This window comes from Acidovorax sp. Leaf191 (genome assembly GCF_001424425.1).
GTDB lineage: Bacteria > Pseudomonadota > Gammaproteobacteria > Burkholderiales > Burkholderiaceae_C > Acidovorax.
Window position 1 is genome coordinate 538,755 of sequence record NZ_LMPT01000019.1, and the last position, 25,149, is coordinate 563,903.

Genomic DNA, 25,149 nt, shown 5'->3' on the forward strand with positions numbered 1-25,149 from the left:
TTGCCAGAAAGCCCCCTTTGCCGCGACGACCGCAGCCGCCGGGGACGAACAGGGGGATGAGGGCCGTCACGCGGCGATGGACACCACGTCGCGGCGCACCAGCTGGCCCTTTTCGATGATGAACACACCGAAGTCGGGGGTGGCGTCGCCGAACTTGTCGAAGTCGAGCTTGCTGGACGCGCCTTCGTAGTTGACCTTCGCCTTCTTGCCCAGCTGGGCCTTGCCTTCGGCGAACGAGTACACGGCGGTGCCCGGGGCGTTGGACACCTCGCGCAGCTTGGCGTTGACCTGCTCCACCGTGGCCTTGGGGCCCGCGGCTTCCATGGCCAGGGCCAGCGAGATCACCATGTCGTACGCCATGGCGGCATAGATGTTGGTGGACGCGGCCTTGCCCGTGGCCTTGGTGAAGGCGGCATCGAACTGCGCGTACGAAGTGCTCTTTTCGTTGGAGACCGTCTCCACCGAAATGATGCCTTCGCACACTTCGGGGCCCAGGGCCTTGACCAGGTCGGGGTTGGCCGCCCAGCCGGGGATGATCCACTTGTTGTCGGCGCCGGACTGGAACCATTCGCGCAGGATGATGGTGGTGTCGGGCAGGTACGAGCCCATCACGATCACATCGGGCTTGGCCGCCAGGATCTTCTGCAGCTCGCTGCGGTAGCTGGGGCGGCTGGGCTCGTAGGTGACGTGTGCGGCCACCTTGCCGCCGCGCTTTTCCCACACCTTGGTGAAGCCTTCGACATTGCCCAGGCCCGAGGCGTTGTTGAACGCCATGGTGGCCGGGCGTTTGAAGCCGCGCTTGGCGCAGATCTCGGCAAAGGCCGCACCGAAGCGGTCGTTGGTGGCCTGAAAGCGCCACACCAGGTCCTTGGTGTCCTGCGTGGAGATGGCGGGCGCACCCGAGACGTTCATCTGGATGATGCCGGCCGCATCGGTCAGCGGCATCACCGCCAGCGTCACGCCCGAGGCCCAGGTGCCCAGCACAGCCTGCACCTTGTTCACTTCGATCAGCTTCTTGGCGGCCAGCACGGCGGCGTCGGGCTTGGTCTGGTCGTCTTCGGTGAAGAGTTCGAGCTTGCGGCCGCCCGCGCCACCGGCGGCATTGACCTCGTCCACCGCGAGGCGGATGGCCTGCTGCATGCCCGGGCCGTACGGGCTGCCCGCGCCGGTGATGGGCGTGAGCGAGCCGATGCGGAAGACCTCGCCCTGCTGGCTGAAGCCGATGGAGGGAAGGCACTGCAGGGCGGCTGCTGCGCCGCCGAGCTTGACGAAATTTCTACGTTGCATGGTGTTCTCCGGTCAGGTCAGGTCAGGTCAGGGGGGAATGTGGAGGGGTCGGGGTCACAGGGTGTTCTTGGCGAACGCGCCGTCCTTGACGATCGCGCGGATGTGCTCGCCCTGGTTCAGCAGGCAGGTGATGTCGGTGAGCGGGTTGCCATCGACCAGCAGCAGGTCGGCGATGGCGCCCGCCGTGACTTCGCCCAGCTGGCCTTGCTGGCCCAGGATCTCGGCGCCGATCAGCGTGGCCTGCTGCAGCACCGGGCCGTTGCCCAGCACGTCGGCGCGCAGGCGCAACTCGTCGGCCTGCAGGTAGTGCGTTTCGGCCAGCAGGTCGCTGCCCAGGCCCATTTTCACGCCGGCCTTGGCCAGGATCTCGATGGCCGCCTTGCCCTGGCCGCGCACCGAGTCGATTTTTGCGATGGACACGGCCGGCAGGCCGTAGCGCTCGCCCTCGTTGGCCAGGCCTTCGTAGGTGATGAGCGTGGGCACCATGAAGGCGCCCAGTTCGGCCATCAGCTCGGCCGTGGGGGCGTCGACCAGGTTGCCGTGTTCGATGGTGCGCACGCCGCAGCGCACGGCGCGGGCGATGGCGCGGGGCGTGTAGGCGTGGGCCATCACGTAGGTGTTGGCGTTGGTGGCCTCTTCGACGATGGCGCGCAGCTCGGCCTCGGAATAGCCCAGGTTGTTGATCGGGTCGTTGGGCGAGGCCACGCCGCCCGAGGCCATGACCTTGATCTGCGTGGCGCCCTTCAGGATCTCTTCACGCACCGCCAGGCGGCAGGCGTCCACGCCATCGACCACGCGGCCGATGTTGCCCAGCTTGTACGCGCACGAGCACACGTCCAGGTTGTCGTTGCGCTCGCGAAAGTCCGCATGCCCGCCGGTTTGCGACAGGGCCTTGCCCGAGGGGAAGATGCGCGGGCCCTGCACCAGGCTCGTGCGCACCGCTTCGGCCAGCGACCAGTCGCCGCCGCCCGCGTCGCGCACCGAGGTGAAGCCGCGCGCGAGCATGCCCTTCATGATGGGCAGCGAGCGCAGCATGGTGAACACGTTGGGCATCCGCGCCACGCTGCCCAGGTTGAACGAGGAGGCCACGACGTGCACGTGGCAGTCGATCAGGCCGGGCATGAGCGTCATGCCGCGCGCGTCGATGCGGTGCGTGCCCTCGGGTGCCTGCACGTCGGCACCGACGGCGGCAATGCGCCCGTCCTGCACCAGCACCGAGAGACCGTCGCGCAAGCTCAGGCCATGGACATCCAGCACGCGGCTGTTTTCTATCAACAAGGTGTTCATGAAATCGATGAAGAGGTCAAAACCGGGGGTTCTCAAATACTCATGCCCTGCAGGCCGTCTGCATGGGCGGGCCGAACATCCCAAAAATGGTGCATCGCATCACTTCCCTGAGGAGGAATCTGTCACGCTGCCGTCACGGGTTGCATTTAACGGGCCAACCGGGTGCCACTGCAACACCTAAAATCTCACCATCCCATGACCTGTACTCATACCCCCACATGCGCCGCCTGTGCCCGACCATCTCTGAGCTGAACGCCTTTCACTCCGCGGCCAAGCACCAGGCCTTCACCATGGCCGCCAAGGAGCTGTGCGTGACGCAAAGCGCCATCAGCCGCCACATCGCCGCGCTGGAGGACTACCTGGGCCAGAAGCTGTTCATTCGCAAGGCGAGCGGGCTGGAGCTGACCGATGCGGGCGCCACCTATCTCAACGCCACGCGGCCGGCGATGGCCGCGCTGGAGTCGGCGACCTCGCAGCTCATGTCGTACGGCGGCAGCGGCGGCGCGCTGAACCTGTCGGTGCCGCCCACGTTCGCGGCGCAGTGGCTCTTTCCGCGGCTGGGCCACTTCAAGCGCACGCTGCCCCAGGTGTCGCTGAACTTCGTGCGCTACCAGCACGCGCACGACTTTGCGGTGCCGTACGAGTTCGACGCGGCGATCCAGTATGGCTACGGCAACTGGCCCAGCGCCAATGCGCGCTACCTGATCGGCAAGGAGACGAGCATCGTCTGCAGCCCGCAGCTGCGCGACGCCCTGCCCCTGCGCACGCCTGCCGACCTACAGCAGGCCACGCTGCTGCAGCACATCGAGGTGCCCCTGGCATGGCATGACTGGATGGAGGCGAACCAGTGCGACACCAGCGGCAGCCGCTTCGGGCCCGGGTTCAACCTGTACTCGCTGATCATCCGCGCCGCGGTGTCGGGGTTCGGCGTGGGCATCGTGCCGACCTGCCTGGTGGAAGACGAGCTGCAGGCGGGGTCACTGGTGGAGCCGCTGGGCGAGCGTTTTCAAAGCCCGCTGGGCTACTACCTGTGCGCCCCCACCGCACGCACCAATCTGTCGGTCTACAAGCTGGTGGCCGCGTGGCTGGAGCATTGCTGCAGCCATGGGGCGGTGGAGAGCGGGGGCATTGCAGTGCCCGCCGCAGCGTGCATTTTTTGCGCCGACGAACCCAAGGCGGCGTGAGGGCACAGGGGGTTGAGAGCGACCGCGCCCGCGACAGCAGGCGCTGCGCAACCCCGCCGAAGTAGCCGTTGTGGCCCTCACGCCCGGTGGAGGTCGGTGTGAGTTCGACCGGTGCAGGTCCTCCGTGTGTCCGGTGTCCGGTGTCCGGTGTCAATCCTCACCGTTGTCCTGCGCGGGCACCGTCTTTTCCAGCTGCAGCTGAGCAGCAGGCGCCCGTGCCGAAGGCGCCGGTGCAGGAAAGCCGTTGCGGTCCAGAAAGTCAGCCACGCGCGGTTGCCACAGTTGCGGTGCGCGGGAGAAGACCAGGTGCCCATCCTCGCCGTGCGGAGGGAACTGGATGAACTCCCCCGTTCCTCCCGCTGCGCGAAAGGCGGCGAACCACTCCCGGGGGTGCGTGGCGCCCATGTAGAGATCGTTTTCCGTGTAGACCCAGAGCGAAGGGATGCGCAGCGTGGCGCCGTACCGCGCGAACATCTGCTCCAACTGCTGCGGTGCACAAGGCCTGCCGGGCTGCGTCTCCGGGTTGCCGCCGCCACCGCCTGCAAAGTTGATCACGGCCTGCACCCCGGCGGGCTGCAGGGCCCCCACCGCAATGGCGGTAGCCCCACCGTAGGACTGGCCCATCACCACCGCTTTGTCCTTGGCGGCGTCCGGCCTCTGGCGCACCACCTGCAGCACTTGCAGCGTCTGCTGCACGGCAGCGGCGTACCCGGGTGAGTAGCGTTTGCTCTGGCACGGGCCGCTGTTTTCGATGTCTTCACCGCCGCTGACGCCATAGCCCACGCGGGTGGGCACAGCCACGATGAAGCCGCGGCGTACGAAAAATGCCGATTCCTTGGACAAGCGTGCGCGGCCCAGGCCGGCGCGCTTTTCAGGCTGGGCCGATCGGCCATGGCCCAGCACCATCACGGGTGCCGGGGTCGGGTTGGCATCGTCCGACCACACGGTGACGCGGATCGGCTGCGCGATGCGCTTGCCGTAGCCATCGACCACCTCGACGGGCACGTCGATCTGCGATTCCTGCAGCCGCGCGTGCACCGGCTGTGCAGCCAGTGCCACCGTGAGCAGTGCCACTGCTGCCAGGCCAAGGGACGGGGACGGGTGTGCGCGCAGGAAGGGCATGGTGGCGGCTCGATCAAATGGTGGTGCGGTGCGCGCCACTGTAGAGCACCGTCAGCGAAACGCCGATGCAAAAAACGGCGCCGTGCGAGTCATTCGCAGCGACGCCGTTCCTTCTTCAGCACACCACGCTGCCCGCAGCGTGGTAGGCCAGGCGGCCCGGAGCAGCGGGCACCTGGCGGATCAGCCGGTCAGCCGATGCCGATCAGGCGAACAGCCCCTTGTGCTGATCGCGCAGCAAGTTCTTCTGCACCTTGCCCATGGTGTTGCGCGGCAGCTCGGTGGCGACGAAGCAGCGCTTGGGGATCTTGAAGTTGGCCAGTTGGGTCTTGAGCTTGGCCACGATGGCGTCGCCATCGAGCTGCGCGCCGGGCTTGGCAATCACCACCGCCACGCCCACCTCGCCGAAGTCCGGGTGGGGCACGCCGACCAGGGCGCTTTCGGCCACGCCGGGCATGTCGTTGATGTAGCCCTCGATCTCGGCGGGATAGACGTTGTAGCCGCCGCTGATGATCAGGTCCTTGCTGCGGCCGACGATGCTGATGTAGCCTCGTTCGTCCACCTTGCCCACGTCGCCGGTCTTGAACCACTTGCCGCCCTGTTCATCGGCGGTGAATTCCTCGGCCGTCTTCTCGGGCATGCGCCAGTAGCCCTTGAACACGTTGGGCCCCTGCACCTGAATGGCGCCGATCTCGCCCACGGGCAACGGCTGGTTGGCGTCATCCACCACGCGCAGGCCCACGCCGGGCAGCGCAAAGCCCACGGTGGCGCCGCGCCGCTCGCTCTGGCCGCCGTGGCGGGCGTCGGCCGCATACGGGTTGGAGGTGAGCATGATGGTCTCGCTCATGCCGTAGCGCTCCAGGATGGTGTGGCCGGTGCGCTGCTGCCATTCGTTGAAGGTCTCGATGAGCAGCGGCGCGGAGCCCGCGACGAACAGGCGCATGTTCTTGGCCGCCTCTTTCGTCAGGCCCGGCTCGGCCAGCAGGCGCACGTACAGCGTGGGCACGCCCATGAAGACGGTGGCGCGGCGCATGGCGGCCAGCACCGCCTTGGGGTCGAACTTGGCAAACCAGATCATCTTGCTGCCGTTGATGAGCGCACCGTGGATGGCCACGAACAGGCCGTGCACGTGGAAGATGGGCAGCGCGTGGATGAGCACGTCGCCAGACTTCCAGCCCCAGTACTCCTTGAGCACCTGCGCGTTGGACAGCAGGTTGCCGTGCGTGAGCATCGCGCCCTTGCTGCGGCCGGTGGTGCCGCTGGTGTACAGGATGGCGGCCAGGTCGTCGGCCGACCGGGTCACCGGCGTGTGCACGTCGCTGTGGTGCGCGGCGCGCTCCAGCAGGCTGCCCGTGCGGTCATCGCCCAGCGTGAACACATGGCCCGTGCCCTGGGTGAACGCGATCTTGCTGACCCAGCCGAAGTTGCCGGGCGTGCAGACCACCACGGCGGGCTCGGCGTTGCCGATGAAGTATTCGATCTCGGCGCTTTGGTAGGCGGTGTTGAGCGGCAGGAACACGTAGCCCGCGCGCAGCGTGGCGAGGTACAGCAGCATGGCCTCGACCGATTTTTCGACCTGCACAGCCACGCGGCTGCCCTCGGGCAGCTTCAGCGATGCGAGCAGGTTGGCGATGCGGGCGCTGGCGCGCTCCAGGTCGTCCCAGCTGTAGACCAGCTCGGTGCCGTCCGGCGCCGTGGTTTCCACGGCGGCGCTGGCCAGGTCGGAGGGAAAGGCGGCGCGCAGCGCGCTGAAAAGGTTGTGTTGGCTCATGGCAGTCAGGCGAGGTTGTTGGATTGAATCGGTCGAGTTGTCAAATCGTAAATTCAGGCAGTTCAGGCAGTTCAGGCAAGTCTGGTCTGGTCAGAAAAACTTGTGGGACGCATGCGGGCCGACAGTGCTGCCTTCAGAACGCGGGCGGGCGTTTTTCAAGAAAGGCGGTGATGCCCTCGCGGTGCTCGGCACTGTCGGCATAGGCATACGGTCCAGGCAGGGAATTCACTATATTTTCGATAGCTGGTGGCGCTTGTCCATCCAGCGGTAGCGGCGTTTTCAATGCCCGAAACGTCTGCTTGTTCATGCGCGCGGCGCGTGGCGCCAGGGCGGCGACGCGCACCGCACTGGCCAGGGCCTCGGTGGCTACCGCGTCATCGGCCACCACGCGGCTCAGAAAGCCGCGCGCGAGCATGTCGCTGGCGTTGAAGGTGGCGGCCTCCAGCAGCATCTGGCGTGCCGTCACATCGCCCACCGCGCCGGCCACCAGCTGCGCCTCGCGCGGGGCCATCGGAAACCCCAGCCTGGCAATCGGCGCCCCGAAACGCGCGGCCTGGCCCGCAATGCGGATGTCGCAGCAGGCGGCAATCTCCACCCCCGCCCCCATGCACGCCCCGTCGATGCGCGCCACGATGGGCACGTCGCACGCCAGCATGGCGGCCAGACCGCCCCACACATCGTTCTCGTGAAAGTCGCGCAAGGCAGCGGCATCAAAACGGAACGCGGGGTACTCGGAGATATCGCCCCCCGCACAGAACGCCCCGCCCTCCCCCGCCACGATCACGCAGCGCACGCTGTCGTCACCCCCGTCGGACCGCTGCTGGATGCCTGTGAACACCTCCCGCAAATGCCGCCACATCGCACGCGACATCGCATTCAGGCGCCCGGTGTGCCGCAGCGTGACCTGCACCACGCCGCGCTCACCCGCATCCGCTACCACCACTTCACCCGACATAGTGCCCATCCATCACTTTTTGCACGTCCGCTGAACGTCGAAACCGGAGTAGTGCCATCGCCCGTTGAAACCGGCGCGGCGCCATCGCCAGCGCCACCGTGGAACCGGCTTCGCCGAGCCACGGGTGGCGTCCCCCTTCAGGGGCTGAGGCCTGCGGCTCCAAGCCTGCCTGCGCAGGCTTGGACAGGCCGAAGAGGCTGTGCCTCTGGCACTGCCACCGAGGCGCGCAGCGCCACAGGGGGTCAATCTAGTTTCGCGCCGGAGGCCTTCACCACCGCCGCCCAGCGCTTGACCTCGCTGCTGACCATCGCCGCGAACTGCTGCTGCGACAGCCCGCCGTAGTCGGCACCGTTGTTCGCCCAGATGGTTTTCAGCTCGTCGGCCATGCCCAGTTTGCGCACCTCGTCCACGATGCGGGCCTGCAGGTCGGCGGGCGTGCCCTTGGGGGCCCACAGGCCGTACCAGGTGGTCACGGTGTAGTCGGGCAGGCCGACCTCGGCGGCGCAGGGCACGTCGGGGAAGGCGGGGTTGCGCTTGGTGCCGGACACCATCAGCGCCTTCACCCGGCCGCCCTTGATGTGGTTGGCCGAGGAACCCAGGCCGTCGAACATCATGTCCACCTGGCCGCCGATCAGGTCCTGCAGCGCAGGGCCGGCGCCGCGGTAGGGGATGTGCGTGATGAAGGTGTTGGTCTGCTGCTTGAACAGCTCGCCCGCCAGGTGGTGCGAGGTGCCCGCGCCGGCCGAGCCGTAGTTGAGCTTGGCGGGGTTGCGCTTGACGTATTCCATGAACTGCTGGAAGTTGCTCACCGGCACGTTCTTGGGGTTGACCACCAGCACCTGGGGCACGTTGGCCAGCAGGAACAGCGGGACGAAGTCTTTCTCGATGTCGTAGTCGAGCTTGGGGTACATCGACGGCGCGATGGCATGGTGCACGGCGCCCATGAAGAGCGTGTAGCCATCGGGCGCGCCCTTGGCGGCAAAGCTGGCGCCCACGGTGCCGCCTGCGCCGCCGCGGTTGTCGATCACCAGCGTCTTGCCGGTGGCTTTGGCGAACTGGGCCGCCAGCGGCCGTGCGAACGCGTCGGTGCCCCCGCCGGCCGGAAACGGCACCACCAGGTTGACGGGCTTGGTGGGCCAGGCCGATGCCTGGGCCCAGCTGCCGCCACTGGCCAGGCCCAGCCCTGCGGCGGCGGCGCCCACCAGCAGGCTGCGGCGTTGCACCGCTCGGTCGTGGAATTGCGTTGTCTGTGTCATGTCTTGTCTCCTGTCGTCGTTGTTGAAATGGAAAGCCGGCACCGCGCACGCCGTGGGTGTCGCTGCCGTCCGCAGCCTGCACTTCTACCAGAACCGTGACTTGCGGCGCGGGCCATCGGGTCGATGTGCAGGCGGTGGGCGGCAGTTGGGCCCCACGTTGTCCAGCGTGGTGTCAGCCGCGGCACAAGGTGTCGATGTCCCCCGACACCGGTACCTTGCCCTGCGCCAGCAAGCTGCGATGCTTGTCGATGCGCTTCAAGTCGTACAGGTAGTTGACCATCAACCCGTACGATTGTTTGACGCCCTTGGTGGACGGATCGCCCGCCCAGTTGAGCCGCTCCACGCGGGCGCCGTTGCCCAGGTGAAAACGTGCCACCGGGTCCACGGGCTTGCCCTCCAGCAGCTCGCGGCCCAGGTAGTGCGCGGCGCATTCGAGCAGCATCTGGCGCACGGGCGACTTGGCGTCCAGCTCCAGTGCCTTGTCGATGGCGGCCAGCAGGTGCGTGGGTTGCGGCGGCTCGAAGCCCACCGCGCGGCCCAGCTCGGCGCGGCGCTTGTCGTCCAGGCGCTCCAGCATCGCACCGGCGTGCTTGCCCAGCCAGGCGCGAAAGCCGGGGATGGGCGACAGCGTGGCAAAGGTGCGCAGGCGCGGGAACTCGGCGTTCAGCGTCTCCACCACGTGCTTGATGAGCGAGTCGCCAAAGCTCACGCCGCGCAGGCCCGTCTGGGTGTTGCTGATGGAGTAGAAGATGGCGGTGGTGGCGCGGGTGATGTCCGCAGGCGCCGCCGCTTCGTCCAGCAGCGGCGTGATGCTGGACGAGATCTTGTCCAGCAGCGCCACCTCGACAAAGATCAGCGGTTCGTCGGGCAGGCGCGGGTGGAAGAAGCCGTAGCAGCGGCGGTCGCTGTCCAGCCGGTTTTTCAAGTCAGCCCAGCTGCGGATGTCGTGCACGGCTTCGTACTTGATGAGCTTTTCGAGCAGCGAGGCGGGCGAGTCCCACGACAGGCGGCGCAACTGCAAAAACGCCACGTCGAACCAGGTGGAGAACAAATGCTCCATCTCGGCATCGAGCGCCAGCAGGCGCTTGTCGGCCTTGAGCAGCGGCAGCAGCTCGGCCCGCATGTCCACCAGGAAGCGCATGCCTTCGGGAAACACCGCAAAGCGCTGCAGCAGCCGTGTGCGCGGCGTGACCATGGCGCGGCGCAGGCTGATCTCCGCCTGGCCCTCTTCGGCGGTGCCGGCCGCGGCCTCGTAACGCTGGCGGGCCGACTTGAAGCGGGTGGCGTCGGGCGCGAACTGCTCGCACATCAGCAGCCACATGTCGCGGCGCTCTTCGGGCTCGGCCTTGGCATACCACTCGGCCACGGCCTGGGCGCGGCGCCCGCCTTCGATCTCGCTCACCTGCGGGGCGATGACCTCCTGCAGGTCGGCCAGCAGGCGGCGCAGCGCGCGCGGCGACAGGGACTCTTGCCCGCGCCGCAGCGTGGCCTGCAGCCGCTCGTGCGTGGACCGCGGCGGCGCAACCTTGGCGACCACGTCGGTCACGGTCTTGTCGATCGCGGCCTTGGATGTGGTCTTGTCGGCGGCCTTGTCAGTGGCCTTGTCGGCCGCAGGTGCTGCGGTGCGCAGGCGCGAGACGCTGCGGGCAATCCATTCAGGGGTGGTGTTCATCATGGTGTCAGCCTCGATTGCTGGTTGCGGGCTACGTCGCGCAGCGCATCGCGCTGGCGCAACAGATGGGTGCGCATGGCCTCTTCGGCGGCGTCGCAGTCGCGGGCCTTCAATGCAGCGAATACGGTCAGGTGCTCGGCCAGGCTTTGCTGCAGGCGGCCGGGCGCGTGCAGCGTCTGCAGCCGTGCCAGGCGCAGGATCTTGCGCAGGTCGCCGATCACCTGGGCCAGCCAGCGGTTGTCGGCCAGCGTGATGAAGGCCTCGTGGATGGCGTAGTTGGCTTCGTAGTAGTCGGTGATGAGGCCGTCGGCTGCGCACTGCTGCAGGCGCTGGTGCAGCGCCTCGAGCGCCGCCACGTCTGCGGCGCCGGCCTTGCGCGTGGCCTCATGGGCGGCACGGCCTTCGAGCAGCGCGATGACGGGGAACAGGTCGTCCAGGTCGCGCTCGGTGATCTGGGCCACAAAGCAGCCCCGGCGCGGCTCGTGGCGCAGCAGCCCTTCGGCCACCAGCACCTTGAGCGCCTCGCGCAGCGGGGTGCGCGAGATCTCGAGCCGCTCGCACAGCGCAGCTTCGTCCAGAAAGCTGCCGGGAGGCAACGCACCCGCAAAAATCTGCTCCCGCAGCCGCGCCGCGGCTTCGTCATGCAGGGAATTGGGGATGGGGCGCATGGTGAAAACAGCTAAATGGTGGGAGCAAGCGGTTGAACCGTGGGTTTCTACCTAGTGGCGCTGTCGGCATCTGGAAGCCATCGTTGTTTAAAAAACAGCCAACCGGATGGTTCCTTCGACAACTCGCATAATTTTCCATAATTATGAGAACGGTTGCGAAAAAACACCAGCACAGAATGCTGTGCACCGTCAAAAACCTGTTTTGGGGTGAAAACGCGACATCCGCGGCACCCATTCGCACTGCAGTGACGCCCGCCTATATCGCCGGCAGCTGACACCTTGCTCTCTTGCCAGGTGCGCACGGGTCCACGTCACACAACGTGTTCGAACCCCTGCACCAGGTGGTCGATCCACACCCGCAGCTTGGCCGGCAAGAAGCGGTTGGGTGGGTACAGCAGCCAGGCCATGCCGGCATACGCTGTCTTGTGATCCCAATCGGGCAGCACCTGCACCAGGGCGCCGCTTTGCAACGCAGCGCGCGCTGCAAAGCCCGGCAGGCTGGCAATGCCCAGGTGGTGCAGCGCGGCCTCCAGCCGCACTTCGCTGTGGTTGGCCACATAGCGCCCGCGCACGGCCACCGTGGCCGCTTCGGTGCCCCGCTCAAAGCGCCAGTGCCTGTCGCGCTCGTCTTCGCCCAGGTAGATGCACGCATGCTGTTCCAGGTCGCGCGGGTGCGCCGGGTGGCCGTGCGCCGCCAGGTACTGGGGGCTGGCGCACACGATGTGCGGCAGCGGGGCCAGGGGCCGACCCGCCAGGCCGGGGGGCGGTGTGTCGGTCACGCGCAGGGCCAGGTCGATGGGGTCTTGGAACAGATCCACCACCCGGTCGGTGATGAGCAGTTGCACATCCACCTGCGGGTACTTCTGCAGAAACGACAGCACCAGCGGGTGTACCAGTTGCCGCCCCACGGCCTTGGGCATGCTCATGCGCACCATGCCGGTGGGCTCGCCAGTGTGGGTGTCGCTCAGCGCCCACACCTCGCGGGCGGCGGCCACCATCGACTGGCAGCGGCTATAGGCTGCCGCGCCCCCGTCGGTGAGCTTGAGCTTGCGGGTGGTGCGCTCCAGCAGCCGCACGCGCAGGGCGCCCTCCAGCCGGGCCACCTGGCGGCTCACGGCCGAAGGGGTGATGCCCAGTTGCCGTGCGGCAGCCGAGAAGCTTCCGGCCTCGACCACCCGCGCGAACACGGCCATGTCGGAGAGGCTGTCGAGAGGTTGATTGATGCCCATGGCGCACAAGTGATGTTCTACAGCAGCGATTATCAATGTGCAGGCGCAAATGAATAATCGCCCGAGCGTCTTCTTTGTCTGCCCGCCTGCGTAGCCACCCTGCCCCATGACCACACTCACAGCCCCGACCCGTTCCCCTCTCGCACCCCGGCTGGCCGATGCCGCACTGCTGCTGGTCGCCGTGGTCTGGGGCACCAGCTACGGCGTGGCCAAGGGGGCCCTGGTGTTCTACCCGGTGCTGGGCTTTCTGGCGGTGCGGTTCGGGCTGACCTTTGTGCTGCTGCTGCCGGCCCTGCTGCGCGCCAGCCGCGCGGAGCAGCGGGACGCACTGGCGGCGGGGCTGCCACTGGGCGGTTTGCTGATGGGCATCTTTGTGTGCGAGACCTTTGGCTTGGCGCTCACGCAGGCCAGCAACGCGGCGTTCCTCATCAGCCTGTGCGTGGTGTTCACGCCGTTTGCCGAATGGGCTCTGCTGGGCCAGCGGCCCGCGCGGGCGATGTTTGTGTTTGCCGGGGTGTCCCTGGTGGGCGCTGCGCTGCTCAGCGGCGGCCTCAACGGCCACTGGGGCTGGGGCGACGCCCTGATGCTGGCCGCTGCCGTGCTGCGCGCCATCACCGTGTGCCAGACCAGCCGCCTTACCCGCCGCCGCAACGCACCGGTGCTGGCCTTGACGGCCGTGCAGGCCGGCGTCATTGCGCTGGGCAGCGTGGCGCTGGCCTTGGCCCTGCCCGGCGGCCTGCCACCGCTGCCTGGCGACGCAGGGTTCTGGCTCGCCTGCGTCTATCTGGTGCTGGGCTGCACGGTGTTCGCCTTCGTGGTGCAGAACTGGGCCCTGCGCCACAGCTCGCCGTCGCGCGTCGGCCTGCTGATGGGCAGCGAACCTGCGTTTGGTGCGCTGTTTGCCGTGCTGTGGCTGGGGGAGAGCCTCAGCATCGCAGGTTGGGCCGGGGGGGCGTTGATCGTGGCGGCGGCGTTGTGGACGATGCTGCGGCGCGGGGCGACTGCACCGAACTGATCACCTACCGCGCGCATACTCGCGCCGATGCTCTCCCACCTGACCTTTGCACCGCCGACCGACGACGATCTGCGCGACGGCACACTGGGCCGCCAACTGCGCCAGTACAACTATCGCTTCGTCGGCGAATACCCTGCCCAGCAGCCCGTGCGCCTGGATGCACGCGATGCGCAAGGGCGACTGGTGGGCGGCATCCGTGGCTTCGTGTTCGTGTATTGGCTGAACATCGACGTGCTGTGGGTCGCCGACGACCACCGCGGTCAAGGCCTGGGCACTCACCTGCTGGGCTGGGCAGAGGCGCAAGGGCGCACGCTCGGTGCGCACCACGCCAGGCTCGACACCTTCGAATGGCAGGCGCGGGGCTTCTACATGCAGCAGGGGTACACAGAGTTCGCCCGTATCGAGGACTACCTTCCGGGGCAGTACCTGGCCTTCATGAAAAAGCCGCTGGCCTGATGAGGGCCCAGCGGCTTCGTTTTCGAATTTGCTATTTAATTGATAGCTTCTGGCGCTTTACCATCAAGCGGTAGAGGCTATTTTTACCTTGCACCCAGCGCCACCACAGGCTGGCGCTGCGCCCACAGCCACAGCGCAATACCGCCCACGATCATCGGCACGCACAGCCACTGGCCCATGCTCATGCCCAGCGACAGCACGCCCAGGAAGGCGTCCGGCTCGCGGAAGTATTCGGCGATGAAGCGGAAGACCCCGTAGCCGAACAGGAAGGCGGCGGCCACCTGGCCTTGGCGGCGTTCCTTGCGGGCATACAGCCACAGCAGCACGAACAGCAGCAAGCCTTCCAGCAAGAACTGGTAGACCTGTGACGGGTGGCGCGGCTGCATTGATCCGCTGTGCGCGAAGACCATGCCCCAGGGCAGGTCGGGGCTGGAAAAGCGCCCCCAGAGTTCGCCGTTGATGAAATTACCCACCCGCCCGGCCGCCAGGCCCGTGGGCACGCAGGGCGCCACGAAGTCGGCGACCTGCAGCCAAGGGCGCTTGCGCGAGTGTGCGAACCAGATCATCGCCACGATGACGCCCAGCAGCCCGCCGTGAAAGGCCATGCCGCCCTGCCACACGGCAAAGATCTCCAGCGGGTGGGTGAGGTAGTAGCCCGGCTTGTAGAACAGGCAGTAGCCCACCCGGCCGCCCACCACCACGCCCGCCACCCCCAGGAAGAGGATGTCCTCGACATCCTTGCGCGTCCAGGCGCCCGGGCCGGTGATGGAGGCAAAGGGCTCGTGGCGCAGGCGCCGGATGCCCAGGAACATGAACAGGCCGAAAGCCGCCAGGTAAGTCAGCCCATACCAGTGAATGGCCAGCGGGCCGAGCTGCAGGGCGACGGGGTCGATGTGGGGGTAGGTCAGCATGGTGGCCGGTATTGTGCCCGCCCGCGCGGGGGCTCCGCGCGAATGGCAACCCCGTGGGGCGTGGGGACAGGCATAATTGATACTGATAGTAGTTCTCATTACCATCCCGCAATGCCAACGGCCCCCGTGCCGGCTGGCATTGCCGCCCTGTTTCGACCCTCCCCTGTCCCGCGCGCGCCCGTACCTTGCAGAGCCTTTACCTGGACCACCACACCTGGCTGCAGAGCCTGCTGAGAAAGCGGCTGGGCAACCGTGACGATGCCGCAGACCTGGCGCACGACACCTTCGTGCGCGTGCTGCGGTCGGACACGCCGGTGGAGGAGATCCGCGAGCCGCAGCGCTACCTGGCCACGGTGGCGCGCGGGCTGGTGGCCGACTTTTTTCGGCGCCGCTCGCTGGAGCAGGCCTACCTGGACTACCTGGCCGTGCTGCCCGAAGACATGGCGCCCTCGCCCGAGGAGCAGGCCATCATGCAGCAGACCCTGATCAACGTGGACCGCATGCTCGGCAGCCTGCCGCCCAAGGTGCGCGAGGCCTTTGTGCTGGCGCAATTCGAGGAGCTGACCTACCCCGAGATCGCCCAGCGCCTGGGCATATCGCTGCGCAGCGTGAGCAACTACCTCACGCGGGCCATGGAGCACTGCGCCCTGGTGTTGGAAGATTGAGTGCCCCCGCGACCGAAAGATCGAAGGGCGCCAGCGCCGTGAGCAGCCAGCCCACCGACACCGAGCGCCGCGCGCTGCGCGAGGCTGCCGCCTGGCACACCCGCCTGCGCGACCACACCGCGGCTGCCGCCGACGACGACCACCGTGCCTGGCAGGACTGGCACGCTGCCGACCCGGCCCACCAGCGCGCCTGGCAAAAGGTGCAGGCCGTGGGCGCGCAGCTGGGCCGCATCCCGGCGCCGCTGGCGCGGCAGGCGCTGGGCGAGCGCAGCCGGCCGCCCCGGCGCGCCGTGCTGCGCAGCCTGGCCGCGGGGGTGGGTGTGGGCTCGGCGGCGCTGCTGTCGTGGCGCACCCTGCCCTGGCAGGAATGGCAGGCCACGCACCGCACCGCCGTGGGTGAGCGGCGCGACATCACCCTGCCCGATGGCTCGCTGCTGGCGTTGGACACCGGCACGGCGGTGGGTGTGGAATTCAACGACCGCGAACGCCTGCTGCGCCTGCACACCGGGCGCATCCTGGTGGCCACGCAGCCCGATGCGCAGGGCCGCCGCTTCAGCGTGGTGACGAGCCAGGGCCGCATCGTGGCAATGGGCACGCGCTTTTCCGTGCAGTTGCAGGGCGACGGCCAGTGCCACGTGAGCGTGCAGGAGAAGGCCGTGCGTGTGCTGCCGGCAGAGGGCATGCCACGCGAGCTGCAGGCGGGCGAACAGACACGCTTCACCCCGCTGGCGGCAGAGCCCCCCGTGGCCGCCGACCCGTTCGACGCCAGCTGGCGCGACGGCGGGCTGATCGCAGTGGACATGCCGCTGGGCACACTGATCGCGGCGCTGGCCCGCTACCGCCCCGGCCACCTGGGCTGCGCGCCGGAGGTGGCGGCCCTGCGGGTGTCGGGCGCCTTCCCGGTGAACGACACCGACCGCGCGCTGGCGGCATTGGTCAGCCGGTTTCCGCTGCAGCTGCGCAGCCACACGCGCTACTGGGTGCGGGTGGAGGCGCTGGAACGGCTTTGACCGCCCGGTGCCTCACACCGGCATTGCTACAAAAATAGTAGCTACAAAGCATTACCAGTCAAGCGGCAGGCACCTTAAATGGCATTGACTGCATAACTCGCGAAATTTTTTTGACCCCGGGTTTGCAGGTTTGGCGTGCCTTGAGCGGCATACCAATGAACCCGCTGAGCGCCCAGAAGAATCCATGCCATCCGCCACCCCTGCCTGCCTGGCCCGTGCCGCGCTGCTGAGCGCTGCGCTGTGCGTGGCCGTGGCCGGCCCGGTGGCCCAGGCCCAGCCTGCCCAGGCCGCAACCGCAGACCAGGCGCCCGGCGGCGACACGGCGCGCGCATATGCCATTGCCCCCGGGCCGCTGGCCGTGGTGGTAAGCCAGTTTGCCCATGCTGCTGGGGTGGCGCTGTCGTTCGACGCGGCCCAGCTGGGGCCACAGCAATCGCCCGGGCTGCAGGGCCGGTACACGGTGGAGGCCGGCTTTGCCCGGCTGCTGGAGGACAGCGCCCTGCAGGCCGTGCGCGCATCGAGCGGCGTCTACACCCTGCGCGCCATCCCAAGAGCAGTTGCGCCCGAGGCCAGCGGCGCGCAGGTGCTGGCCCCGGTCACGGTGACGGCCACCGCGCCTACCGCCCGCACCGAGCAGTCGGGCTCGTACACCGCCAGCACCGCCACAGTCTTTGCGGGCCCGCAACCGGTGCGCGGCATAGCGCAGCCGGTCACCGTGCTCACGCGCCAGTGGCTGGACGACCGCGCCCTGCCGGACCTGCACGCGGTGATGCAGCACACCCCCGGCATCACGGTGGACTACACCGACAGCGAGCGTGTGAACTACTACGCCCGGGGTCACCAGATCGATGCGCTGCAGGTGGACGGCATGGCGCTGAGCCAGAACACCTCGGCCTCGATCTTCATCCAGCCCGACACCGCAGTGCTCGACCGGGTGGAAGTGCTGCGCGGCGCGGCGGGCCTGTTGCGCGGCGCGGGCAACCCCTCGGCCACCGTCAACATGGTGCGCAAGCGCCCTGAGCGTGGATTCGAGGCCTCTGCAGGTGTGACGCTGGGCACCTGGAGCCGCCGCCGTATCGACGCGGACATGTCCACCCCGCTCAACGATGCAGGCAGCGTGCGCGGCCGGCTGGTGGCCGTGGCCGACGGCAAGAAGTTCTTCCAGCAGGCGCGGGCCGAGGACCGCCAACTGCTCTACGGCGTGGTCGAGGCAGACCTGGCCCCAGGCACCACGCTCACGGCGAGCCTGCAGCACACCGCACTGGATGCGACCGGCGCCTGGGGCGGGCTGCCCGCAGGCATCGACGGCACGCAACTGCACCTGCCGCGCAGCACCTACCTGGGCACCGACTGGAATCGGTGGGACCGGCACAACGACCAGGCCTTCATCGAGCTGGCGCACCGCGCCGGCAACGGCTGGAGCATGCGCCTGAGCGCCGCCCACAACCGGCTGCGCTCAGACGGTTTCAAGCAAACCTCGTTCACCAGCGCGAGCAGCACCGACCCGTACCTGGTCGACGTGAGCACCTCCATCTACGGCGCAGAAGCCAGCGACCAGGGCGCCCTGGCCCTGTCGACCACCGGCCCGTTCGAGCTGCTGGGCCGCACCCACACCCTGAGCCTGGGCGCCGACACCCTGCACATCCGCACCACCGGCACCAGCGGTCACTGGGACGTAAGCCCCCTGCAGGGTGTGGACCTGCGCACCTGGAACCCCGCCACCAGCTACCCCGAGCCCTTCTACAGCCCCGGCAACGGCACGGCCTACACCGCGCCGTCGTCGCGCACAGGGCAGCAGGGCGCGTACGCCATGGCCCGCGTGTCGCTGAGCGACCCGCTCTCGGCGATCGTCGGTGCGCGCATCAGCGGGTGGCGCTACCGCGTGCCTGCCGCCCCCGCCAGCAACTACAGCGTGGCGCACGAAGTCACGCCCTACGCAGGCCTGGTCTACGACCTGGGCGACCACCTGAGCCTGTACGGCAGCTACGCCGAAACCTTCACGCCGCAGGACGCCAAGGGCGCGGACGGACGGCTGCTGGCTCCCATCCGTGGCAAGGACGTCGAGGCGGGCGTGAAGGGCGAGTTCATGGACGGCCGGCTCGCGGCGTCGCTGTCGCTGTTTCGCATCCACCAGGTGGGCCGGGCCATGGACGACCTGGGCAGCCCGCAAGGCTGCCCCAGCAACCCCGCCGGCCACTGCCAAGTGGCGGGCGGCAAAACACGCAGCCAGGGCCTGGAGCTGGAGGTGTCCGGCGAGCCACGGCCCGGCTGGCAGGTGCTGGCGGGCTACACCCACACCCGCACCCGTTACCTGCGCGATGCGGACCCCGCCAATGCCGGCCAGCCACTGCGCAGCATCGACCCGCGCCACGCGCTGCGGCTGTTCGCCAAGCACCGGCTGGACGGCGCACTGCGGGGCTGGAGCATCGGCGCCGGCGCGCGGGTGCAGAGCGATGGCTATGTGACCGCTGGCGACGTCACGTCGCGCCAGGGCGGGTATGCGGTGATCGACGCCATGCTCGGCTACCGCATCGACGCCAAGTACTCGGTGCAGGTCAACGTGAACAACGTTCTGGACAAGGTGTACTACGCCAAGTTCGCGCCCAACGCCCGCTATTTCAACAACTACTACGGCGACCCGCGCAACGTGGTGGTCTCGCTGCGCGCCAACTTCTGACATGGGGACTGTAGACCACCACCCTCCCCCTCCCCCCGCATCCGTCATCCCGGTTGCCGCTCTGGCACCTCTGACCGCGGCCGTCCCCATTCCGTTTTCTTCAACCCAACCATGACTGTCATGAACCACCCTTCACACGCCCGCCACGCCCGCCGTGCCGACTTGCACTTCGCGCCCACCCGCCTTACCCGCCTGGTCCGGCAATGCCTGGGCGCGGGCTTTGCCATCGCCGCGGTCGGCGTGGGCGCGCAGACCGCCAGCAAGACGGCCCTGGACGAAGTGGTCGTCTCCGACCAGGCCGAGGCCATCGGCGGCCTGCAAAAGACCTACTCCGGCGGCCAACTGGCGCGCGGCGGCGACCTGGGCCTGCTGGGCAAGGTGGATCTGATGAACGTGCCCTTCAGCACCACCAACTACACGTCCGAACTGATCCAGAACCAGCAGGCACAAAGCGTCTCCGACGTGGTGATGAACGATGCCTCGGTGCGCCCCATGGCGTCGCGCGGCGGCTTCGGCGACGATTTTCAGGTTCGCGGCTTCACCGTGGGCAATGGCGACCTCGCCATCAACGGCCTGTACGGCCTGGCCCCGTCCACGCGCATTCCCCTCGAAATGATCGAGCGTGTGGAAGTGCTGAAGGGCCCCGGCGCGCTGACGAGCGGCGTCGGCCCCAATGGCAGCGTCGGCGGCAGCATCAACACGGTGCTCAAACGCGCGGGCGACGCGCCGCTCACGCGCCTGACCAGCACCTACATGAGCAAGTCCAATTTTGCAGCCCACCTGGACATGGGCCGCCGCTTCGGCCAAGACAACGAATGGGGCGTGCGCCTCAACGGCCTGGTGCGCGGTGGTGAAGGCACCACCGACAACGGCAAGCAGAACCTCAACCTCGGCTCCATCGCGCTGGACTACGCGGGCGCACGCACCCGCTGGTCGCTCGACGCCACCGCCACGCGCGGAGAGACCGACAACTTCCGCAACCACATCACGCTGCCCACCGCCGGCGGCATCCCTGCCGTGCCCGACACGCGCTCGGTCTGGTACCCAGGCACCGAACTCAAGGACAACTTCAAGCTCGTGACCTCACGCCTGGAGCACGACCTCAACGACAGCACCACGGTCTACGGCAGCGTGGGCTGGTCCAAGCTGGATTACATGCAGGACTTCCCCGGCGGTTCGGGGCTGGCCGCCAACGGCAACTTCAGTGTGCGCAACGCGTGGTACGACCAGTACACCGACTCCAAGGCCGCCGATGTGGGCCTGCGCAAGCGCTTCAACACCGGCGCCGTCAAGCACACCGTGGCCATAGGCATGAACTACATGGCGCAGGAGACCGGGTATTTCTATGCCACCTCGGCCGGCACCAATCCGTCCAACCTGTACAACCCCGTTCCCGCCCCGGCCATGACGGGCGTGCGCGGCGCACCGGCCAAGAGCGTTGACAACCACCAGCACAGCTTCGCCATCGCCGACACCATGGGCTTCTTCAACGACAGCCTGCTCGTGACCGTGGGCCTGCGCCGGCAGACGATGGACTACGAAGGTTTCAACGTGGCAACGGGCGCATCGACCAGCCAGTACAAGGCCAGCAGCACCACGCCGTTGGCAGGCGTGGTGTTCAAACCCGCCAAGAACATCTCTGTCTACGCCAACTACACGGCCGGCCTCTCGCGCGGCAGCAAGGTGTCCGAGACAGCGACCCCCGCCTACGACAACGCAGGACAGACCATTCCACCCTTCAAGTCCAAGCAGATCGAAATGGGCGTGAAAGCAGACTGGGGCCGCATCACCACGCAGGCCGCGGTCTACGAAATCAAGCGACCCAGCGCCTACACCACGACGTCGGCCATCGACCCGAGCCTGAACCACTACGGCTTTGACGGCGAGCAGCGCAACCGCGGCCTGGAACTGACGGCTTATGGTGAAGTGCAGCGCGGCCTGCGCCTGATGGCCAGCGTCGCCTTCACCGACGCCAAGCTCACCCGCACGCAAGGCGGCGTCAACCAGGGCAAGAAGGTCTCGGGTGTGCCTGAGCACAACTTCAACCTGGGCCTGGACTGGGACACGCCCTGGATGCAGGGCCTGAGCCTCAATGGCCGTGTCGTCAGTTCCTCGTCCGTATACCGCAACGCCGACAACACGCTCAGCACGCCGTCCTGGACGCGGCTGGACATCGGCGCACGCTACACCACCAAGCTGTCGGGCAAGCCGCTCGTGCTGCGCGCCAATCTGGAAAACGTGAGTGAAAAGGCGTACTGGATTACCGGCATCAACGGTTACTCGACCACCGGCCTGCCGCGCACGCTGACACTGTCGGCCCAGATGGACTTCTGAGCACCCGGTTCGACCGAGAAACCCAGCTGAGGGCCGCTGCTTGACCTGGTGGAGGCAGCGGCCCAATGCGAACGCTTCTGATCCCCGGACGCATGCAAAGCGCAGGTACGGGGACATTGCATCGAATGATGCCTTCTGGCGCGATACTCCCTGCCCTGAATCCAAGGACAACAACATGCAGGGAAACCCCCAAGTCATCGACTATTTCAAGGATCTGCTGCGCGGCGAGCTGGCCGCGCGCGACCAGTACTTCGCGCATTCGCGCATCTACGAAGACCAGGGCTTCACCAAGCTCTTTACCCGTCTCGACCATGAGATGCAGGAAGAAACCCAGCACGCAGACGCCCTGCTGCGCCGCATCCTGATGCTGGGCGGCCGCCCCGACATGCGCCCCAAGGAGTTCACGCCCGGCGAGACCGTGCCCGAGATGCTGCGCAAGGACCTGGCCACCGAATACGAAGTCCGCGCCGCCCTGCAGCAGGGCATTGCACTGTGCGAAAGCGTGCGCGACTACGTGAGCCGTGACCTGCTGCTGCTGCAACTGCGGGACACGGAAGAGGACCACGCCTACTGGCTGGAAAAGCAGATTGGTCTGATCGAGAAGGTGGGCTTGCAGAACTATCTGCAATCGCAAACGGTTTGATCTGCCGCCGGGCGCATGCACCTTCCGATGATGGACACAGGGGAGCGATGACATTGATTTTTTGGGAAAGTCATCAACACCCAAACTGAGGAAGCGCCCGAGTTTCCGACATTGAAAGTTCGATTCGCGCGCCATTGCAGATGCGTTTGTGCAGATTGCTCCACTGATCTTCAGGCCCTGTTGGAGGTTCGGCGTGGGTCTTGAACAAACAGCAATGCCGACGCCGATGCGATGACTCAGATCGGCCAGCGGACACAGCAAAAACCTGTCCAAATTGGACGCCAAGGGCGATCATCTCTCCACCACCGAGCGAATACCATTCGCCCGCAAGCAGTCATTGACAGGATAGGTCTCGCATGTCGGTCGCTTGGTCTTCGCTCACATTTACTCCTCCGCTCGAGGCCCTCCAAGAACTCGCAGCGTCGTGGGGCTGGCTCCTTCGCGAGCCGTTCATGCCGGTGCTCTTTTCATCGCTCGGCGACGTGTTCATCGAGCCCGATTCCGGGGGCGTCTGGTGGTTGAACACAGGTATCGCCGAGCTGACGCAGGTAGCCGACTCCGTCAAGCATTTCGAAAGCCTTCTGAAATCGGAACTGGCGGACGAGTGGTTCCTGCCGAACTTGGTCGAGCAGCTCCACGCTGCCGGCAAGGTGCCCGGACCTGGCGAGTGCTACACGTTCGTTACCATGCCGATTTTCCGCGAAGGAAAGTACGAAGTTGACAATATCAACCCGGTCCCAGCGCGCGAACACTACGGACTTACCGGCTCAATGCACAAGCGGCTGCGCGAGCTCGTGGACGGCGCGCACGTGCAAGTCAAGGTGGCCACGTCGTGACAAGTGTGATGACCAGCCGGCCGGCAGGACGCGGCCAGAAGCCGTCTGTGGCAACCGAAAAAAACGGACACTCAACGCTTAAGCGGCAGTTTAAGCATCGCGACCTCTCCGCAAATAGTCGGCGTACTCATCTTGGACCATGAACTCGTTTGTCAATCGCGATGTGGCGCTAGACCAGCGAGTTTCGAGCGTTTTTAGGCACTCCTCAAAACTCGAAAAGGTCAGCACCTCATTTGCCTCGGACTGCTCCAGTTCTGGGTCCAACGGACCGAACTCATACACGTCCGTGTAGTCCTCTGACCCAAGATCCGCCGTCTCATAAAGATGAAGTTCGCACCCATTTGGCAAACCTCGAATCTGCACCCAGCGAATGCCGTGACAGTCTGAGCGTGAACACGCACCGAGAAACACTTCGATGGCCTTACCACGGCGAAGCGCAGCATGTGCTTCGCTGGAGGTGAGATAGCGGCGTGGCATGTCACGAGTCATAACGATTGAGTTCCGCTGACCAGGGTTGAATGCAATGCAAGATGAGATTGCATTTATAGCGCCCCTTTGGTTGAACTGATTCCATTTTGAGTGCCAACTCAGACCAGATAAGGCCTGCGGCTCGATGCGCTCTACATTACGATAGGCCACATCATGCTATCTAAAGATCGCCGCCGGACACTTTACGTGATTCTCGTCTTTGCAACCCTTGTGGGCCTCATGCTGTTATTCAGTTTTATTCCGTCCACGGAACAACGATGCAAGGCAACCTGTAGTCAAACGGGGAGTGATTCACGCATCGTTTTTAAATATCCGCCGGAGATGACCGCGGGAATGAGTGGCAGGGGACCGTCTGAATGTCAGTGCATTCGTCAAACGCCCTGACCCGCCTACGGTGGGCCGCTTACCTACTTCGTTGAGCGTCTGCTTTGACTAAACGTCACCGGCTGCTTCTGGCCGATAGCGGAAGTCTAGCCCCGTCGCACGCCTGCTAGGCGGCACTAACCGGGCGCCGCCGTCTCGCAAGGTACCTTTTTTCAGGCTCTGCCAAAGCTAAGACGAATTTGGCCAAATGTGTGGGATGGTTGTCATTGCAGTCAACAGGGCAAACACCGACACTGATTCCATGCCCCCATCCATCCGCACCGTGGCGTGCTTGATCTACCCCGACGTGATGAGCCTGGACGCGGTCGGCCCGCTGCAGGTCTTCGGCTCAGCCAATGCCGAGCGCACGGGCCACGGCCTGCCACCTGCGTATGCACTTCACGTGGTGGCCGAGGCCGCGGGGCCCGTCACCACATCGGCAGGGTTCGCGCTGGTGGCCGATGCCGGCTGGGCCACGCTGGACCCGGCGCAGCTGGACACCGTGCTGGTCGCTGGCGGCGATGGCGTCATGGCGCAATTGGGCAACACCGCGCTGCAGCAATGGCTGCGCGGCGCAGAGCCGCAGGTGCGCCGCATGGGCTCGGTGTGCTCGGGCGCGCTGCTGTTGGCGCATGCCGGGCTGCTCGATGGGCTGCATGCCACCACCCACTGGTGCCGTACCGACCTGATGCGCCGCAACTACCCTGCGGTGCAGGTGGACGATGACTGCCTGCACACCTACGATGCGGCCAGCGCGGTGTACGGCCACCTGTTCACATCGGCTGGTGTCACGGCGGGCATCGACCTGGCACTGGCGCTGGTGGAGGCCGACCTGGGCCGGCCCATGGCGCTGGCCGTGGCGCGGCGGCTGGTGATGTTCATGCGACGCCCGGGCGGACAGGCGCAGTTCAGCGCGCTGCTGGCGCCCGAGACGCGGCATGCGCCGCGGCTGGCGGCGCTGCTGGAATGGATCCCTTCACAGCTGGGCGGCGACCTGTCGCTGGATGCACTGGCCGAGCAGGCCTGCATGCCGCCGCGCACTCTGACGCGCGTGTTCCAGCGCGAGCTGGGTACCACGCCCGGGCGGTATGTGGAGCGCGTTCGCGTCGAGGCCGCCTCCAACCTGCTTTCGCAGGCCCAGGCATCGGTCTCCACCGTCGCGCGGTTGTGCGGCTTCGAGCACCCCGAGAACCTGCGCCGCAGCTTTCACAAGCACCGCGCCGTGAGCCCGCAGGCGTATGCGCAGCGCTTTGGCGCGGGGGCGCTGCTCGACTGACTCTCGCCCCACCGCGCCCTCTCTCTCACCCACCGCCCTTGCTTTG

At 66.8% G+C, this 25,149-nt stretch carries 21 protein-coding genes; 10 read left to right on the forward strand and 11 right to left on the reverse strand.

Annotation, left to right across the window (positions count from 1 at the left end; genetic code table 11):
• Positions 1 to 66 precede the first annotated feature (66 nt).
• Positions 67 to 1,287, reverse strand: coding sequence for an ABC transporter substrate-binding protein (locus ASG27_RS16495; protein ID WP_056169635.1), 1,221 nt, complete (start codon positions 1,285 to 1,287; stop codon positions 67 to 69).
• A gap of 54 nt (positions 1,288 to 1,341) precedes the next feature.
• Positions 1,342 to 2,574: a metal-dependent hydrolase family protein gene (locus ASG27_RS16500; RefSeq protein WP_056418584.1), complete on the reverse strand. Its 1,233-nt coding sequence runs from the start codon at positions 2,572 to 2,574 to the stop codon at positions 1,342 to 1,344.
• A gap of 218 nt (positions 2,575 to 2,792) precedes the next feature.
• On the opposite strand from ASG27_RS16500, the gene ASG27_RS16505 reads away from it, so the two are divergent.
• Positions 2,793 to 3,758: a LysR substrate-binding domain-containing protein gene (locus ASG27_RS16505; RefSeq protein ID WP_056169641.1), complete on the forward strand. Its 966-nt coding sequence runs from the start codon at positions 2,793 to 2,795 to the stop codon at positions 3,756 to 3,758.
• Positions 3,759 to 3,908: 150 nt separating this feature from the next.
• Here the strand turns inward: ASG27_RS16505 and ASG27_RS16510 are convergent, their stop codons facing one another.
• From ASG27_RS16510 to ASG27_RS16540, 7 genes are all read right to left on the reverse strand, one after another.
• Positions 3,909 to 4,880, reverse strand: a complete 972-nt coding sequence (locus ASG27_RS16510) for an alpha/beta hydrolase family protein (protein WP_156370790.1) — start codon at positions 4,878 to 4,880, stop codon at positions 3,909 to 3,911.
• Positions 4,881 to 5,082: 202 nt separating this feature from the next.
• Positions 5,083 to 6,648 (reverse strand): malonate--CoA ligase, encoded by a 1,566-nt coding sequence (locus ASG27_RS16515; RefSeq protein ID WP_056418587.1) that lies wholly within the window; start codon positions 6,646 to 6,648, stop codon positions 5,083 to 5,085.
• A 133-nt stretch (positions 6,649 to 6,781) separates the two neighbouring features.
• Complete coding sequence (locus tag ASG27_RS16520) at positions 6,782 to 7,603, reverse strand: enoyl-CoA hydratase/isomerase family protein (RefSeq protein WP_056418590.1); 822 nt, start codon at positions 7,601 to 7,603, stop codon at positions 6,782 to 6,784.
• Positions 7,604 to 7,845: 242 nt separating this feature from the next.
• Complete coding sequence (locus tag ASG27_RS16525; protein WP_056169651.1) at positions 7,846 to 8,859, reverse strand: Bug family tripartite tricarboxylate transporter substrate binding protein; 1,014 nt, start codon at positions 8,857 to 8,859, stop codon at positions 7,846 to 7,848.
• A 172-nt stretch (positions 8,860 to 9,031) separates the two neighbouring features.
• Positions 9,032 to 10,531, reverse strand: a complete 1,500-nt coding sequence (locus tag ASG27_RS16530; protein ID WP_056418592.1) for a malonyl-CoA decarboxylase — start codon at positions 10,529 to 10,531, stop codon at positions 9,032 to 9,034.
• Positions 10,531 to 11,199 carry a GntR family transcriptional regulator gene (locus ASG27_RS16535; protein ID WP_056418594.1) on the reverse strand — a complete coding sequence of 223 codons (669 nt, stop codon included), beginning with the start codon at positions 11,197 to 11,199 and terminating at the stop codon, positions 10,531 to 10,533. Before ASG27_RS16535 ends, ASG27_RS16530 begins: the two co-directional genes overlap by 1 nt.
• Positions 11,200 to 11,510: 311 nt before the next feature.
• Positions 11,511 to 12,428 carry a LysR family transcriptional regulator gene (locus tag ASG27_RS16540; RefSeq protein ID WP_056418597.1) on the reverse strand — a complete coding sequence of 306 codons (918 nt, stop codon included), beginning with the start codon at positions 12,426 to 12,428 and terminating at the stop codon, positions 11,511 to 11,513.
• A gap of 106 nt (positions 12,429 to 12,534) precedes the next feature.
• Here ASG27_RS16540 and ASG27_RS16545 point away from each other — a divergent pair, with 106 nt between their 5' ends.
• Both ASG27_RS16545 and ASG27_RS16550 read left to right on the forward strand, forming a co-directional pair.
• Positions 12,535 to 13,443, forward strand: coding sequence for a DMT family transporter (locus ASG27_RS16545; protein ID WP_056418599.1), 909 nt, complete (start codon positions 12,535 to 12,537; stop codon positions 13,441 to 13,443).
• A gap of 27 nt (positions 13,444 to 13,470) precedes the next feature.
• Entirely contained in the window at positions 13,471 to 13,899 is a 429-nt protein-coding gene (locus tag ASG27_RS16550; RefSeq protein ID WP_056418602.1) for a GNAT family N-acetyltransferase, read from the forward strand.
• An 83-nt stretch (positions 13,900 to 13,982) separates the two neighbouring features.
• Here ASG27_RS16550 and lgt read toward each other — a convergent pair whose 3' ends face one another.
• A complete protein-coding gene (gene lgt, locus ASG27_RS16555; RefSeq protein WP_056418604.1) occupies positions 13,983 to 14,810 on the reverse strand; it encodes a prolipoprotein diacylglyceryl transferase in 828 nt (275 codons plus the stop codon).
• A gap of 185 nt (positions 14,811 to 14,995) precedes the next feature.
• Here lgt and ASG27_RS16560 point away from each other — a divergent pair, with 185 nt between their 5' ends.
• The 6 genes from ASG27_RS16560 to ASG27_RS16585 all read left to right on the forward strand — a co-directional run bounded on the left by ASG27_RS16560 (position 14,996) and on the right by ASG27_RS16585 (position 22,975).
• Positions 14,996 to 15,475 carry a sigma-70 family RNA polymerase sigma factor gene (locus ASG27_RS16560; protein WP_056418606.1) on the forward strand — a complete coding sequence of 160 codons (480 nt, stop codon included), beginning with the start codon at positions 14,996 to 14,998 and terminating at the stop codon, positions 15,473 to 15,475.
• 38 nt (positions 15,476 to 15,513) lie between these two features.
• On the forward strand, positions 15,514 to 16,485 hold the full coding sequence (locus tag ASG27_RS16565; protein ID WP_056419134.1) for a FecR domain-containing protein: 972 nt from the start codon (positions 15,514 to 15,516) through the stop codon (positions 16,483 to 16,485).
• Between the two features lie 184 nt (positions 16,486 to 16,669).
• Complete coding sequence (locus ASG27_RS16570; protein WP_056418609.1) at positions 16,670 to 19,162, forward strand: TonB-dependent siderophore receptor; 2,493 nt, start codon at positions 16,670 to 16,672, stop codon at positions 19,160 to 19,162.
• A 120-nt stretch (positions 19,163 to 19,282) separates the two neighbouring features.
• Entirely contained in the window at positions 19,283 to 21,496 is a 2,214-nt protein-coding gene (locus tag ASG27_RS16575) for a TonB-dependent receptor (protein ID WP_156370792.1), read from the forward strand.
• Between the two features lie 175 nt (positions 21,497 to 21,671).
• On the forward strand, positions 21,672 to 22,139 hold the full coding sequence (gene bfr / locus ASG27_RS16580; RefSeq protein ID WP_056418614.1) for a bacterioferritin: 468 nt from the start codon (positions 21,672 to 21,674) through the stop codon (positions 22,137 to 22,139).
• Between the two features lie 356 nt (positions 22,140 to 22,495).
• Complete coding sequence (locus ASG27_RS16585; RefSeq protein WP_056418617.1) at positions 22,496 to 22,975, forward strand: T6SS immunity protein Tdi1 domain-containing protein; 480 nt, start codon at positions 22,496 to 22,498, stop codon at positions 22,973 to 22,975.
• Positions 22,976 to 23,065: 90 nt separating this feature from the next.
• On the opposite strand, the gene ASG27_RS16590 is transcribed toward ASG27_RS16585, so the two are convergent.
• Positions 23,066 to 23,452: a hypothetical protein gene (locus tag ASG27_RS16590; protein ID WP_156370794.1), complete on the reverse strand. Its 387-nt coding sequence runs from the start codon at positions 23,450 to 23,452 to the stop codon at positions 23,066 to 23,068.
• A gap of 637 nt (positions 23,453 to 24,089) precedes the next feature.
• Here ASG27_RS16590 and ASG27_RS16595 point away from each other — a divergent pair.
• The gene (locus tag ASG27_RS16595) at positions 24,090 to 25,103 is read left to right on the forward strand and encodes a GlxA family transcriptional regulator (protein ID WP_056418622.1); all 1,014 of its coding nucleotides are present in this window, start codon (positions 24,090 to 24,092) and stop codon (positions 25,101 to 25,103) included.
• The last annotated feature ends 46 nt before the right edge of the window (positions 25,104 to 25,149 follow it).